This window comes from Janthinobacterium sp. CG3 (genome assembly GCF_000344615.1).
Classification (GTDB): domain Bacteria; phylum Pseudomonadota; class Gammaproteobacteria; order Burkholderiales; family Burkholderiaceae_D; genus Janthinobacterium.
Genome location: NZ_KB467824.1, coordinates 3,084,258 through 3,099,837 on the forward strand (window position 1 = coordinate 3,084,258; position 15,580 = coordinate 3,099,837).

General features: G+C 56.1%; 10 protein-coding genes and 1 pseudogene. 5 read left to right on the forward strand and 6 right to left on the reverse strand.

The window, feature by feature from the left end:
* Window positions 1-2: 2 nt before the first annotated feature.
* Together JANGC3_RS0113495 and JANGC3_RS0113500 are read right to left on the reverse strand one after the other, a co-directional pair.
* Window positions 3-1,613, reverse strand: a complete 1,611-nt coding sequence (locus tag JANGC3_RS0113495) for a DHA2 family efflux MFS transporter permease subunit (RefSeq protein WP_026132948.1) — start codon at window positions 1,611-1,613, stop codon at window positions 3-5.
* Window positions 1,614-1,622: 9 nt separating this feature from the next.
* Entirely contained in the window at window positions 1,623-2,801 is a 1,179-nt protein-coding gene (locus JANGC3_RS0113500; protein WP_017877022.1) for an HlyD family secretion protein, read from the reverse strand.
* Between the two features lie 131 nt (window positions 2,802-2,932).
* Between JANGC3_RS0113500 and JANGC3_RS0113505 the strand changes: the two genes are divergently transcribed.
* A complete protein-coding gene (locus JANGC3_RS0113505) occupies window positions 2,933-3,628 on the forward strand; it encodes a TetR/AcrR family transcriptional regulator (protein WP_232429701.1) in 696 nt (231 codons plus the stop codon).
* Window positions 3,629-3,927: 299 nt separating this feature from the next.
* On the opposite strand, the gene JANGC3_RS0113510 is transcribed toward JANGC3_RS0113505, so the two are convergent.
* Window positions 3,928-4,662, reverse strand: coding sequence for a hypothetical protein (locus tag JANGC3_RS0113510; protein WP_017877024.1), 735 nt, complete (start codon window positions 4,660-4,662; stop codon window positions 3,928-3,930).
* 326 nt (window positions 4,663-4,988) lie between these two features.
* Window positions 4,989-5,180, reverse strand: a pseudogene (locus tag JANGC3_RS0113515) (hypothetical protein); the annotation flags it as partial.
* A gap of 582 nt (window positions 5,181-5,762) precedes the next feature.
* Between JANGC3_RS0113515 and JANGC3_RS31585 the strand changes: the two are divergent.
* Genes JANGC3_RS31585 through JANGC3_RS32695 form a run of 4 tightly spaced genes read left to right on the forward strand, consistent with a single transcriptional unit; the run spans window position 5,763 to window position 11,676 of the window.
* A complete protein-coding gene (locus JANGC3_RS31585; protein WP_081611853.1) occupies window positions 5,763-7,478 on the forward strand; it encodes an Eco57I restriction-modification methylase domain-containing protein in 1,716 nt (571 codons plus the stop codon).
* Window positions 7,479-7,488: 10 nt separating this feature from the next.
* Complete coding sequence (locus JANGC3_RS31590) at window positions 7,489-9,846, forward strand: sensor histidine kinase (RefSeq protein WP_081611854.1); 2,358 nt, start codon at window positions 7,489-7,491, stop codon at window positions 9,844-9,846.
* Window positions 9,833-10,951: a hypothetical protein gene (locus tag JANGC3_RS32690; protein WP_157406609.1), complete on the forward strand. Its 1,119-nt coding sequence runs from the start codon at window positions 9,833-9,835 to the stop codon at window positions 10,949-10,951. The genes JANGC3_RS31590 and JANGC3_RS32690 overlap by 14 nt, the downstream gene beginning before the upstream one ends.
* A 2-nt stretch (window positions 10,952-10,953) precedes the next feature.
* Window positions 10,954-11,676: a hypothetical protein gene (locus JANGC3_RS32695; protein WP_157406611.1), complete on the forward strand. Its 723-nt coding sequence runs from the start codon at window positions 10,954-10,956 to the stop codon at window positions 11,674-11,676.
* A gap of 606 nt (window positions 11,677-12,282) precedes the next feature.
* Here the strand turns inward: JANGC3_RS32695 and lpdA are convergent.
* Window positions 12,283-14,073: a dihydrolipoyl dehydrogenase gene (gene lpdA / locus JANGC3_RS0113535; protein WP_026132950.1), complete on the reverse strand. Its 1,791-nt coding sequence runs from the start codon at window positions 14,071-14,073 to the stop codon at window positions 12,283-12,285.
* A gap of 146 nt (window positions 14,074-14,219) precedes the next feature.
* Entirely contained in the window at window positions 14,220-15,563 is a 1,344-nt protein-coding gene (gene aceF, locus JANGC3_RS0113540; protein ID WP_017877029.1) for a dihydrolipoyllysine-residue acetyltransferase, read from the reverse strand.
* Window positions 15,564-15,580: the final 17 nt, after the last annotated feature.

Consider the following 15,580-nt stretch of genomic DNA (forward strand, 5'->3'; position numbering starts at 1 on the left):
GTTTAGTGTGCGCCGGCGCCGCCGCCGGATGGCGCCTTGACCTTGTCGGCGAACCACAGCACGCCGATGCAGCCGAGCAGGATCACGCCGACGATGAAGAAGCCGTCGTTGTAGGCCATCACATATGCTTCGCGCCGCACGATGTTGCTGATCGCCGTCAGCGCCTGGTTGCCGGCGGTGATGGGGTCGACGCCCTTGCTGATAAAGGAGCGGGTCAGCTGGTCGATGCGTTCGAGCGTGGCGGCCGACAGCATCGTCACCGCCTCGCCCAGGCGCGCCGAGTGGAAGTGCTCGCGGCTGCTCAGGGCCGTGGCCAGCAAGGCGATGCCGATCGAGCCGCCCAGGTTGCGCGTCATGTTGAACAGGCTCGACGCCGACGGCATGTCGCGCGGCGCGATGCCGGCCATGGCGAAGTTCGACAACGTCAGCATGATGAAGGGCTGGCCCAGCGCGCGCACGATCTGCGACCAGAACAGCTGGTCGTAGCCTGTGCCGGCGTCCATGTAGGCGTTCATCAGGCAGGAGCCGCCGAACAGCGCCAGGCCGATCGAGCACAGGATGCGGTTGTCGACCTTCGACGACAGCTTGGCGGCGAACGGCATGATGAACAACTGCGGCAGCCCGACCCACATGATGACCTCGCCGATCTGCATCGGCGAATAACCGGCGATCTGGCCGAGGAACAGCGGCAGCAGGAACGACGAGCCGTACAAGCCCATGCCGGTCACGGCCGACAACACCGTGGCGACCAGGAAGTTACGCTTGCCGTACAGCGCCAGGTTGACGAACGGTTCGGCGCGGGTGGTGCTGGTGACGATCCAGCCCAGCAGGCCGGTGATCGACAGCGCCGCGAAGGTGATGATGAAGGGCGAGTCGAACCAGTCCTTCGAGTTGCCCTCCTCCAGGAAGATGGTCAGGCAGCCCAGGCCCATCGCCATGAAGGCGATGCCGAGCCAGTCGGCCTTCCACAGCGCCTTGAGCTGGGTCGGCTCGCGTTCCAGGCCGTACAGCATGCCGGCGATCAGCAGCGCGCCCGGCACCCAGTTGATGTAGAAGATCGACGGCCAGCCATACAGCTCGCTCAGATAGCCGCCGAAGGTCGGCCCCATCGCCGGCGCCAGCGTCGCGGTCAGGCCGAAGATGGCCATGCCGGTGGCGCGCTTGGACGGCGGCAGCTTGACCATCACCAGTGTCATCGCCATCGGGATCAGGGCGCCGCCGGTGAAGCCCTGCAGCATGCGGAAGACGATCATGCTGGGCAGGTTCCAGGCGGCGCCGCACAGCGTCGAAAACAGCACGAACAGCGCGGTGGTGCCGATCATGTAATTGCGCAGGCTGAACACGCGCGTCAGCAGCGCCGTCAGCGGAATGACGACGATTTCCGCCACCAGGTAGGCGGTGGAAATCCACGAGCCCTCTTCCTGGGTGGCCGAGAGCGTGCCGAGGATGTCCTTGAGCGAGGAGTTGGTGATCTGGATGTCGAGCACGGCCATGAAGGCGCCCATCATGCCGGCGGCGACCGCGATCCAGGTGCGGGCGCTGACCTGCTCGCCCACCGCCGGCGGCAGCGGCGGCGCGCCGCGCGCCGGCATTGTCTGTGTCGTACTCGTCATGGCGCTATCCTAGTGGGCCGCGGCCGGCTGCGCGCCGGCTTGCGCCGTCGCCGGCGCCTTGGCCTGGGTTTTTTCGTCGTTCACCGCCACCTCGGCCAGCGCCGACATGCCCGGTACCAGTCGTCCGCCGAAGGCCTTGATGTCCTCGTCCTTGAGGACGATCTTGACCGGCACGCGCTGGACGATCTTGGTGAAGTTGCCGGTCGCGTTATCGGCCGGCAGCAGCGCGAACTGCGCGCCCGACGCCGGCGCGAAGCTGTCCAGTTTGCCGACCAGGGCCTTGCCCGGCATCGCGTCGATGCTCACGTGCACGTCCTGGCCGGGGCGCAGGTCGGCCAGTTGGGTCTCCTTGAAATTGGCGGTGATCCAGACCTTATCCTGCACGATGGCCGTCAGTTGCTGGCCCGGCTGCACGCGCATGCCGACCTCGATGGCGCGCTTGCCGATGCGCCCGGCGACCGGCGCCAGGATGCGGTTGTAGGCCAGCTGCTGCTGGGCGTCCTTCAACTGCACGCGCAGCACCCGCACCTGCGCCTTGAGCACTTCGCGGGCGGCGCCGGCGGCGGCGATCTGCGCCTTGGCGGCCTGCGCGCTGTCGCGGCGCGCGGCCAGGTCGGCCACGGCGCCGGAGCGGCCGGCCACGGCGGCGTCCAGCTCGGCCTTCGAAACGGCCTTCATCTGGCTGGTGTAGAGCTGGCCGTAGCGGTCGGCGTCCTGTTTGGCGCGCAGCAGCAGCGCCTCCGACTGCGCCACCTGGGCGGCGGCGGCGCTGGCCTGGGCCTGCACCTGCGCCAGCTGGGCGTCCGATTGCAGCACCTGCTGCTCGGCGGTGTCGATCTGCGCCTGGATTTGCTCGGCCTTGACGCGCTGGTCGAACGGATCGAGTTCGGCGATGACGTCGCCCTCCTTGACCACCTGGTTGTCGTCGACCAGCACCTTGGTGACGACGCCGGCGATGCGCGCCGAGACCGGATGCACGTGGCCGGCGACGAAGGCGTTTTCCGTCTCGACGAAGTAATGGCCGCGATACCACATGCGCGCGCCGGCGCCGACGGCGGCCAGCGCGATCAGGCCGGCGACGATCAGCACGCGGCGGTTCGGCGGCGTCTTGGTGGGCGCGGCGGCCTGGATGGCCGGCGCGACGGCGCTGAGCGTGGTTGGCTCTGCTGGGCTGTGCTGGGTGGGCATACTGCGCTCCAAATTGAAATGATGTAGGTGCATTATTCGACAAATAAAACGCCAAGTCAAGAAATGAAACGATTGCATTTCATTTTAATCTGGACTACAGTACCGCCATGCCCCACAATATGGCGATGAACATGACACAGCACGATTCCCCCGACGCCAGCGCGGCCCAACCCGCCGGCGTCCCCGACCCATCCTGCGGCAAGCCGGCCGGACGGCCGCGCGCGGCCGACGTGGAGGCGCGCATGGAAAGCCTGCTGGAAACGGCGGCCTGCCTGTTCCTGCAGAACGGCTACAGCAAGGTCAGTCTGGAATTGATCGCGCGCGAAGCCCACGTTGCGGTGCGCACCATCTATGTGAAGTTCGGCGGCAAGGCGGGCCTGTTCAACGCCATTTTGACGCGCTACAAGGAGCGCTACTTCTCAACCATGGCCGACATGGAAACCGACATGCGCCCGGTCGAACAGATCCTCGCCGACTTCGGTTTCCGCATCACCGAACTGATTTCCAAGCCGGAGGCGATCCGGCTGCACCGGATGGTGCTGGCCGAGGCCGGCAGCAACCCGGAACTGGCGGCCACGTTCTACCAGGTCGGCCCGGGCCAGACGCGGGACGTGTTGGCGCGCTTGCTGGCGCGCCCCGACATCCTGCCGCTGTTCCGTCCGGGCCTGGCGCCGGCGCAGCTGGCGATCCACCTGCTTAACTGCATCATGGGCGATCAAATGTCGCGGCTGTTGTTTCCGCCCGAAACCGCGCCGACCGACGACGAGATACGCGCCAAGGTGGCGCACGGGCTGGACCTGTTCTTCCTCGGTACGCGCCAGGCGTAATGAGCGCGCCGACGACGTCAAAAACCAGGCAAAGGCAGAGCGCCGGGGTCAGACCCGAATGCCACAAAGTTAAGGATTTTCGTAGGTCGGGTTAGCCGGAACGGCGTAAGCCGACTGGCGTCGGCAGCGGCTCGGCGTCGGATGACGCGTTCGCCTCGGCGGCCCCCGCATCCGACCTCAGGAAGCTTAACTTAGCGGCAGCAAGGTGACGCCGATGTGTGGATTGCGTTAACATCGAAACCGCCTAAGCCGCAGCGCACTTATCCGCGCCTACCGGCATTGTCCGCATGCCGTCAACGCTAAAGTTCACCCAACACGGGTTCCACAAGGCGCGCGCGGCGCTGCACCCTGGCGCTCTTGGCCACGGCCATGATGAGGCACTCCTGCTCGTCGGCGCTGTGGCGCCGTTGCGGTTCGCCGCCATGGCGTCGGTCCTTGTACTGGCCGAAATCGGGTAAATCGAGGTGCGCCAGCCCGCGCGCCGGAAATGGCTCCGGCGGAGGTGCGGCGGCGGTCAGTTTTTCAATCTCATGGTGGTGCAGCTGCGTGTAGATGTCCAGTTCGGATTGCAACTCCACGAAGCCCTTTTGGGTAAACGCGTAGCGCAGCAGGCCGACGGAGGTGTCGAACTTCTGCGCCAAAAAATAGGCCCGGAAACAGTCGAAGCGGAACGCGACGGCGCCGCCCTCGTCTTCCAGCAAACCGAGTTGGCATAGCGTGGCGCACCGCGGCAGCGGCGGCAAGGGCAATCCATTGACGCCGAAATAGTCGGCCTCGAACTGCGCCAATTGAGCTAACGTGACGCTGGTTTTTTTCAACTCGAACAGGAAATACGCCAGTTCGACCAGATAGTCGCGCAGGCCCGCCGCGTCGTCCGACTCGGCCAACAAGGCGGCGCCGTCGGCCGCGGCGAAGGGCGAGGCGCGACCCGGCGCCGGCGCGCACACCACCAGCGCGTTCCTGGACGGCGGCAAGGGGCGCGCGGCGCGGCCGGGGTGCAGGTCTGATACGTGAAGCGCGGTGAATGTTTTCATCTAAATGATGTGGTTTCGGTATGTGGTTGGGTCGTCAAAACAAGCTGATCGATAAAAACTTTCCCATACGGAATTTTGACATTTTTTCACTGTGAAAATTCTAACCAATATTCACGAGCAATAGATTCCCGCCATAATTTTCCTACCGCCCGGTAAATCAAGCGAAACGCCGCACTTTTCCAGCGCCGCCTTTCGCAACATCCTTCACCTCGCGGTACCTCGCGTAAACGACATCGGGGCCAGGTCTGGCACGCCGCCATTCCCTTAAGAATGGTGACATGCCAGACCTGGCCCCGATCCGCGTTCCGCGGCGGTGGCTGCCTAGCTTAGCGCTTGCGCGGCGGCGGCAGGTCGGTGCAGACGCCCTCGTACACTTCGGCGGCCAGGCCGATCGATTCGCCCAGGGTCGGGTGCGGATGGATGGTCTTGCCGATGTCGGTGCCGTCCGAGCCCATTTCGATGGCCAGGGCGATTTCGCCGATCATGTCGCCGGCGTGCGTGCCGACGATGCCGCCGCCGCAAGCAATAGATTTCCTCAATAATTTTGATAGCTAAGAAATCAAGCGAGTCAGTATGCTTTTCCGGGAAGGGGGAATGGCGCGGATGAAAAAGCCGAGGCGGTCATTGACTGCCTCCGCCTGCTCCTAAGGTTACGCTGTTGGTTTTCAACTATTGCAAAGCAAAGTCACTAAGCAACTCGGCATTAGGGACACGTGCTGTACCGACGTTGGGCCCAGGTTTTCATGAATTTAGACTGCACTTCGCGAAGCCTTGCCCGAGAGAAAACGGCAAGAGTCGAACTCGTCTTACCTAGCAAAAAAACTCTCGGTAAGCTAAAATCAGGTCAACATCTACATCTCAGCAAGTATTTTTGGATACAAAAATTTGTCTAAATCACGCCTAAACGAAGTATCTTTCGGCTCTGTAACGATACAGAAGCTCAGAAGAATTACCCTCGACCAGAACCTTCTTCGAACACTAGAGCTCGGGGAGGGCGACACACTTGACGTTGTCCTGTTGGTGGATACCGGAGAAATCCGACTGCGAAAAAGTGAGCCCAATAGTGATTCGACATCGAAAAAAGCAGGCGTCGCCGACATATGAAAGACGAAGCTCGCCTTATTGGCGGCGATGATGTTTCTCCGCGAACCGTCCCGGAGCCTCACGCCATCTCTCATCGGAGAAAAATCGGTGCCTTCTACACGCCTTTAACCGTTGCGACCATTTTATGCAACTGGGGAATTCGAACCAACGATGACACCGTGCTTGAGCCGTGTTTTGGTGGGTGCACGTTCCTTGAAGCCTTGCTCACAAGATTACAACTATTGGGGAAATCTTCGCCCGAAAACCAGCTATTCGGATGCGATATTGACCCACTCGCTTTCAAATATTTAGAAAATTTCGGAAACATCTCACAACAACGCGCTAACTTTATCCTTAAAGATTTTCTATCCGTGGGAGATATTGATATTGCGGAAAAATTTGACCTCATCATCGGGAACCCTCCATACATACGTCATAGTAAATTTGATATTCTTCAAAAGGCAACGGTAGCGGCATGGGCGGAAAAATACGACATTGCCCTTCATGGGCGGGCGAGCTTGTGGGCATATTTCATTCTTCACGCTCTTAATTTTTTAAAATTAGGCGGAAGGGTTGCATGGGTGCTACCGGTGAGCTTTCTGACATCCGCTTACTCAACAAAAGTTCGCGAAATACTTGGCGGACATTTTTCGCGAATCTCGGCGATTACGCTAACTGAGCGATTATTTCTTGTTGAGGGAACAGAAGAGGCAACCGTAATTTTATTGGCGGAAGGATTTGGCGATAGACACGAACCCACTCAAATTTCTATCGAGTGCGTAGACACGATTGCGCAGATGAAGGCTCTAGTCGAGAAATGGCCAGAGACATGTTCAGACTCAGTTAATCCAACACTTACGCAACAGGGAAGCGGGATGCTTCCGATTGAAGCAATCATTAGCTTTAATAGTTTCACCAGTAAGAATTTAATATTTCTAAAAGATTTAGCAGCGATCCAAATTGGATTAGTTACCGGAAATGTACCTTATTTCATCAAACCCCAAAAAAAATGGGATTCACTTGGTATTTCTTCGAAATATTTAAGATATATAGTACCTAAAACAAAATGGATACACGGCATTTCTATCAACATAGAAGATAAGTTATCACATATTGAAAACGGTATTCCTTGCCTAGCATTGGACTGCCCAGTAGCGCCACAGTCGGCTCCGGTTAAAGAATACCTGGCAGGATATGACAAGAGTGAAATTTTGTTAAACGCGACATTTCGCAAGCGAGGCGTTTGGCACTACTTCTTTGATGATCGAATTCCTGATGCGTTCATGGTGTTTATGACACACCTCGGCCCTAGGATGATCATCAACAATGTTCAGGCGAACTGTACAAACTCGGTTTATAGGGTGTTCTTTAAATCAAAATCCAGCAATGCGAGTAAAAAACTTGCTGCAATATCGTTGAACACAACATATTCACAGTTCTCAGCGGAGCTACTGGGACAAGGTCGAGGCTCCGGAGCGCTTAAATTAGAACCTAGTCACACGCTATCACTCCGGTTATACATCCCGCCCAATAAATCGGTTGATGAAACAAATGCAGTTTTCACGGAAATCGATGGGCTGTTGAGATCTGGTGAGTTTGATCAAGCACGAATCAAGGCTGATACGTTTATTTTTAGCGATGAAAAAGACTTTATAGAGATTTTACCCATAATAAAAAATGGGTTAAATATTGGGCGAAAAAGGCGCATGCGGAGTGCGGAGCAACCAACATAGGCAAGCACAAATGACCTCATTGAAAACTTTAAAAGAATCGCTCTCAAAAGAATTAAATGAAGACCAAATTGATTACGGGAAAATTCTCGCTCTTGCAGGTGATATCGCAAAGCTCGATGATAAAAATGTTCGTTTCTCTGTTGATGCTAGCCATGTATATAGATTGGGTATTGAACTCGTTTCAAAGCAAGAAACAGCAGTTGCTGAGTTAATAAAAAATGCATATGACGCCGATGCAATCAAAGTAAACCTTATATTCAAAAATTCTGACTCAAGCGGTGGAGAGCTTACAATTATTGATAATGGTGAGGGTATGTCACGAGATAGGCTGATCAACGGATTTATGCGTATCTCGACCCAAGAAAAAGTGGAAATGCCTATCTCGAACCTCTACAAACGACAGCGCGCTGGACGTAAAGGTATCGGACGATTTGCCGCCCAAAGATTAGGGACCAAGCTGTTAATTGCAACACAACAGGACTCAGAAAAATTCTCACTTCAAATTGCTATTGATTGGGACATTTTTTCAGGCGGAAAAGACTTAAATTTAATTTCCAATCAAATCAGCCTCGGCCCCAAGTTAGCACAAAAAGGAACAATACTCAGGATTATTAACCTTCGCGACGCATGGAGTGAAGCACAAATTCAACGAACTTTTCGATTTGTATCTGAGCTCTTGCAGCCGTTCCCTCTGGCTAAAAAAAATGACGGCATGGTACAAGCAGACCCCGGCTTTAAAGTGGAATTTTCCAGACTGCAAAGTGGTCAGATCAATGTGGTAGCTAGCGAGGAACAGAGCATTTTCGCCCATGCATTGGCGACAATCTCTGCAGAAGTAAATAATGATGGGCTAGCCATATTAAATTTATTGTCTGAAAAATATAAAATCGATATACAAGATAGAAAAATAATATTTGATCAACGAGTAAAAGCTAAAACTGGACTAGCAATCGAAAAATATCCACTACTAGCCGGAATCCGATTCAAAGCGCACTATTTCATTACCGATGAACTCCCACCGGGAACTCGCAGCCTAGCTCGGGATGTGTTAAACCGGCAAGGTGGCATACGGGTTTACCGAAACGGTTTTCGGGTATTACCCTATGGCGAGACGTTCGATGACTGGCTGGGCCTGCAGCGATCAAGCGCATTGAGGGCCTTATTGCCCCCACACCACAACACGAACTTTCTAGGATTTGTTGAAATACTCGATGTGGGTGGTGTACGATTTGAAGAAACTGCCAGCCGAGAGGGCCTAATTGAAAACGAAGCTTTTCTTCAACTTCAAGATTTTGTTTATCGTGCCCTCATGATGGGAGTTATAGAAATTGGCCAGGCGCGGGAGAAAAAAATATTTGCCGGTGAGAGTCGGAAAAAAAATACGGAAAAACCGTCCCCGCAAGCTAAAGCGGCTGAACTCGCGAATGCCCTGCGCACGGCTGCTGGTGTGGCCATATCTTCAACGTCTTCTTCCAGTACCAAACCTGATAGTCAGGCGGATAATGACACCCCACCGGATACCGATCCCCCTCTGCCCTTTAGCTCCGGCGATATGAATAAATTGGCTGATGAGGTTGAAAAATTAGGGCTAGAGTCCCAAGAAGTTTTAGAAGAGAATGGAATGCTTCGCGTGTTGGCAAGCCTTGGCTTAACTATTGGTGAATTCACCCATGAAGTTAGGCATGCCATCGCAGCGTTAAGCGCAACCGCAACACTCATTAGGAGTGAAGTTCCCATTAAGCATCCTCTTTACTCCTCTAGTGAGTCGATGCATGAAAATATTGAACTGCTCCGCAGCTACGTCAGATATTTTGACAATGCAGTAATTCAAAATGCTCACCGTGAATTGAGCGTGCATGAAATCCGTGACTTGGTCAACGAATTTTCAGCGATAGTCAAGCCAACTTTGGATCGACAGAAAATTAATATAGAATCAAAATTTTTTGGACATGATTTATTTACTCGGCCAATGCATAAATCTGAGTGGGCGTCTATATTTTTAAATTTATTCACGAATTCCATGAAAGCCATTCACCGAGCCGGAGGGAAAGGGAAAATCCTTATCGAGAGCGGTATCGTTGATGATCGTTTATACATACAATTCTCCGATAACGGAGATGGCATTCCCGTAGAAAATCGAGATAAAATTTTCGACGCATTTTTCACCACGAGCACTCCCGTAAATGTACTATCTAGTGATTCAGAAAAGCTGATTGGAACAGGCTTGGGCATGAAAATTGTCCGCGATATTTTAGAAGGTTCCAACGGAGAAGTCGAATTAGTAGATGCGCCGAAAGGTTATTCAACCTGTTTCAGAATAGAAGTTCCGAAGGCAAAAGATGAAGAGGTTGGCGATGCCAAATACTAATTTTTTATGCATAGATGATCAACAAGATCGCACGATAGATGATCTATTGTCACTCCTGCATAAGAGTAACAAGGAATTATTAGTTGAAAGAAAAACGCCGATTGAGTTAGCCGCACAGATTAAACAAATTTCAACAGCCAGCAAAGAGAAAAATAATTTCGGATTGCTACTTGACCTCCGTCTTGATCAAGAGGCGACGGATGATCACCCCAAAGTACCATATAGGGGGCCGACCTTAGCGCAAGAACTACGAACGCGGATGACAGAGAAGAAAATAGCCCCTTTTCCGATCGTCCTCTGGTCGATCACTGAAAAATTCGTCAAGTCGTTTGACGAGTCGTCTCATGACTTGTTTGATGCGGTTTTCGGTAAGGATGACCAGATCATCGATCAACCTGCCCAAGTAGCTATACAAATGATTTCGCTAGTAAATGGATATGCCCAGATAGTTTCTAACAAGAAGGGGCGCCTGGCCGGTGCTATGCTTGGGTTTGGACAAGAGTCAACTGTTGGCCTGCACGAGTCATTCGTTGAAGAGTTTAAATACTTCGTCGAAGGCAAGGCTGTTCACGAAATTTCGTCCTATCTACTGAACAGTCTCATCGGGCCAACGGGGCTACTAATTGATAAAACATTGTTGGCTGCCAGGCTCGGCATTGACATTGCAAAGTCAGGTGCAAGTTGGACTCAGTTACAGGTTGAGCTGGAAATTGCGCGTTACGGTGGGCCCTTTTGCGCCGGATGGCAACGTTGGTGGTGGTTCACTGTAGAGGTATGGTGGAATAATTTAAATGCTAAGCAACCCAATCTTCGTCGAATTGGAGCGGCGGAGCGCATTAAAATTCTCAATGATAGGTTTGGGTTCGCCCTTAAGGCTGCAACTCCGATCGAGGCGGACTACAGCGACAAGTTTTTTTGTATTTGTGTCGCCACCGGAAAGCCTCTCGATCCTGCCGATGGATTCAGAGTAGCTGAGTTAAATATGAAGCCATGGCAGGATACTGCATATGTGTCGGGATACGCCGCGTTAAATCGAATAGAAAAAACAAAATGGCGAATTAGTTCTGCAGACCGTGGCCGATTTGACCGTCTAAAGAAGAGCTAGATATGGCTAAGCGAGTTAAACCGGCAGAAATTAGACGCAGATTGTCGAACGACTTGATAAGTTTATCTCAAATTTTAGAGCGTAACACGTCAGCAGTCGTCCTGAACGCAGACGTTTTGAAATCGTCGGCAAACCAATGCTTGCAAGATCATGGGAAGTTTTGGGAATACCAGGTTGCCGGTCTCCAGTTGCAAGTCATTGCTCCGCAAAATGTTTTACCGAAAGGGGCGGGAAAGGTACTTAATTTAACGATTGATCTCGACCTTTGTGGCTTTTGTGATGAAGAGTTGGAGCATAGCTTTAAAAAATTAATACTCAAGGTCAGAATCGAAAATGAAGATCGAAGCAGCATGTGCTCGTGGCATTTTGATCAGCACATTTTTGACGAAGTTGACGAGTCTATCGAAGCCCATCCGCTCTATCACTTTCAGCACGGGGGTCACGAAATGAAGGAACTCGCAGATTCGCTCGGCAAAGTACTTCTGCTTCCCGCTCCAAGGATGGCATCCCCGCCAATGGAAGCCATTCTGTGTATTGATTTTCTATTGTCGAATTTCGCAGGCAATGAATGGAAGAACCTACGAAACGACGCGACATATGTGAAACTGTTGCAAGAAGCACAGTTTCGACTGTGGAAGCCCTACGTTGAACGACTCGCAACATGGTGGGCGAAAGGCCCCAAGTCAAGCGCCCCGATCTTGGAACTCTGGCCACATCTGGCGTGACAACAGGCTATTCCTCGGCAATTTTCCTCATAGCACGAAGCTTCACGGCAATCGACTCTAAGTCACGCAGTTCGTTGCTTCGAGTGTCCAAAGGAGTATTTTGGGCATCTGTAATGTTACGTTTCGAATACTCGAGCGAAGTAAGCAATATTTGGATTTCATCGCGTGAAAATTGAAGGGTCATAACAGTTCCTTACAGAGTGAAAAACGTAGAAAATTGCTATTTTTAGCATGGTGTCCTTTTTCCTGGACACCCATAGTGTACGACAAACAACGCCCGAGAATTTTTGTGTTGTGCCATCTAGAAACCACAACGTTAGATGAACACTAAGTCCTTAAGTCGAAACGAATTTCGATACTTATCTAGTGCTCCCCCAGTTATAAGAAAGCACGAGATGAGCCTCTTCGCGTTTTGAACGGCGATGATGCAAAAGACCGAAGCGAACGGCGACGTGTGGTCGTTACCGATGAGCAAGGCGCTGCGACGACGGCGCTACCGGCGCGTAAACGACGTCGGGGCCAGGTCTGGCACGCCGCCATTCCCTTAAGAATGGTGACATGCCAGACCTGGCCCCGATCCGCGTTCCGCGGCGGTGGCTGCCTAGCTTAGCGCTTGCGCGGCGGCGGCAGGTCGGTGCAGACGCCTTCGTACACTTCGGCGGCCAGGCCGATCGATTCGCCCAAGGTAGGGTGCGGATGGATGGTCTTGCCGATGTCGGTGCCGTCCGAGCCCATTTCAATGGCCAGGGCGATTTCGCCGATCATGTCGCCGGCGTGGGTGCCGACGATGCCGCCGCCGACGATGCGGTGGGTCTCGGCGTCGAACAGCAGCTTGGTGAAACCCTCGTCGCGGCCGTTGGCCACGGCGCGCGCGCTGGCCGCCCACGGGAACAGGCCTTTTTCAAGCTTGATGCCCTTGGCCTTGGCTTCGTCCTCGGTGATGCCGACCCATGCCACTTCGGGATCGGTGTAGGCCACCGACGGGATCACCTTGGCGTCGAAGTAGGCCTTCTGGCCTGCCGCGGCTTCGGCCGCGACGTGGCCTTCGTGCACCGCCTTGTGCGCCAGCATCGGCTGGCCGACCAGGTCGCCAATGGCGAAGATGTGCGGCACGTTGGTGCGCATCTGGCCGTCGACGTTGATGAAACCGCGGTCGGTGACGCTGACGCCGGCCTTGTCGGCCGCCAGTTTCTTGCCGTTCGGGCTGCGGCCAACGGCCACCAGCACCATGTCGTAGACCTGCGGCGCGGGCGCCACGGCGCCGGCTTCGGCCGCCTCGAAGGTCACTTTGATGCCTTCGGCGAGCGCTTCCACCGCGACCGTTTTGGTCTTGGTCATGATGTTGTCGAAGCGCTTCTCGTTGAACTTCTGCCAGACCTTGACCATGTCGCGGTCGGCGCCCTGCATCAGGCCGTCGAGCATTTCGACGACGTCGATACGCGCGCCGAAGGTCGAGTACACCGTCGCCATTTCCAGGCCGATGATGCCGCCGCCGATGACCAGCATGCGTTTCGGGATGGCGCGCAGTTCCAGCGCGCCGGTCGAGTCGACGATACGCGGATCTTCCGGCACGAACGGCAGTTTGACGACGGCCGAACCGGCGGCGATGATGGCCTGTTTGAACTGCACCACTTGCTTGCTGCCGTCGTCGGCCGTCACTTCGATGTGGAACGGGCTGACGAACTGGCCGACGCCGCGCACCACGTTGACCTTGCGGCCCTTGGCCATGCCGCTCAGGCCGCCGGTCATCTTGTTGATGACTTTTTCCTTGTAGCTGCGCACCGCGTCGATGTCGATTTGCGGCGCGGCGAACGTCACGCCGTGCTTGGACATCGTGGCCGCCTCGTCGATCACGGCCGCCACGTGCAGCAGCGCCTTCGACGGGATACAGCCAACGTTCAGGCATACCCCGCCCAGCGTCGCGTAACGCTCGACGATGACGGTGTTCAGGCCCAGGTCGGCGGCGCGGAACGCGGCCGAATAACCGCCGGGACCGCCGCCGAGCACCATCATGTCGCATTCGATGTCGACCTTGCCGGTGTAGCTGCCGCCAACCGGCGCGGGCGCGCCGGCTACCGCCGCCGGAGCGGCGGCTGGCGCGGCTGCGGCGGGTGCCGTCGCCGCAGGTGCGGCGGCGGCAGGCGCGGCGGCTGCGCCGGCGCCCTCTTCCAGCACCAGCAACAACGAACCTTCGGCGATCTTGTCGCCGATTTTGACTTTCAATTCCTTGACCACGCCGGCGTGGCTGGCCGGGATTTCCATGCTGGCCTTGTCCGACTCGACCGTCACGAGCGACTGATCAACCTTGATCGTGTCGCCCACTTTGACCATCAACTCGATCACTTCCACTTCTTTGAAATCGCCGATATTGGGCACTTTCACTTCGATCGTACTCATCGCATACTCCATCGCTCCCCTCGCCGCCGTAACGGCCGCGCGGGGTAAAAAGAGGGATGCAGGCGGCGCCTCGGCGCTTCGCCTGCCCTAGGATAGCGGCGCGGGCGGACCGCCCGTCAAGGCGGTGCGCCCGCGCCGGATTCACATCACAGCAGCGTCTTGCGCAGGTCGGCCAGCACTTCGCCCAGGTAGACGGAGAAGCGCGCGCCCATGGCGCCGTCGATGACGCGGTGGTCGTACGACAGCGACATCGGCATCATCAGGCGCGGCTGGAAGGCCTTGCCGTCCCAGACCGGCTTCATGGCCGCTTTCGACAGACCCAGGATCGCCACTTCAGGGGCGTTGATGATCGGCGTGAAGGCCGTGCCACCGATGCCGCCCAGCGACGAGATGGTGAAGGTCGCGCCCTGCATGTCGGTCGGTTTGAGCTTGCCGTCGCGCGCCTGCGCCGACAATTCGCCCATCTCTTGCGCAATCTGCGCCACGCCTTTTTTGTCGGCGTCCTTGATCACCGGGACCATCAGGCCGTTCGGCGTGTCGGCCGCGAAGCCGATGTTGTAGTACTGCTTCAGGATCAGGTTTTCACCCTTTCCGTCGATCGACGCGTTGAAGGCCGGGTACTTTTTCAGCGCCGCGACGGATGCCTTGATGACGAAGGCCAGCATGGTCAGCTTGACCGCTTCCTTGTTCTTGGCGTTGCCGGCGTTGGTCGAGACACGGAAGCCTTCCAGCTCGGTGACGTCGGCTTCGTCGAACTGCGTCACGTGCGGGATCATCACCCAGTTGCGGTGCAGGTTCGGGCCGCTGATCTTCTTGATGCGCGACAACGGCAGCAAGGTGGTTTCGCCGAACTTGCTGAAGTCCAGCGACGGCCATGGCAGCAGGTCCATGCCGACGCCCTTGCCCGCGGCCGCCACCGGCGCGGCGCCGCTGGCGACCGAACCGGCCATGACGCCCTTGACGAAATTCTGCACGTCCTCCTGCAGGATGCGGCTTTTCGGGCCGGTGCCTGGAACGCGCATCAGGTCGACGCCCAGTTCGCGGGCGAACTTGCGGATCGACGGCGAGGCGTGCGCCAGCGCGTTGCTTGGCGCGGCGGCGGGCGCCGCGGCCGGGGCCGCAGCCACGGCCGGGGCCGGAGCCGGGGCTGCGGCGACGGCCGCGGCCGGAGCTGCCGCTGGCGCCGCGGCCGCGGCCGCTGGCGCAGCCGGTGCCGGCGCGGCGGCTGGCGCCTCGGCCGAAGCTGCCGCGTCGCTGGTCTCCAAGATCAGCAGCAGGGAGCCTTCATGCACCTTGTCGCCGACCTTGACGCGCATTTCTTTCACTACGCCCGCATGGCTGGAGGGAATCTCCATGCTGGCCTTGTCCGATTCCACCGTGATGAGCGACTGGTCGACCTTGATGGTATCGCCCGGCTTGACCATCAACTCGATGATTTCCACTTCCTTGAAATCCCCGATATCCGGGACGTTAACTTCCACAATGCTCATAGCGTTTGCTCCGTTTT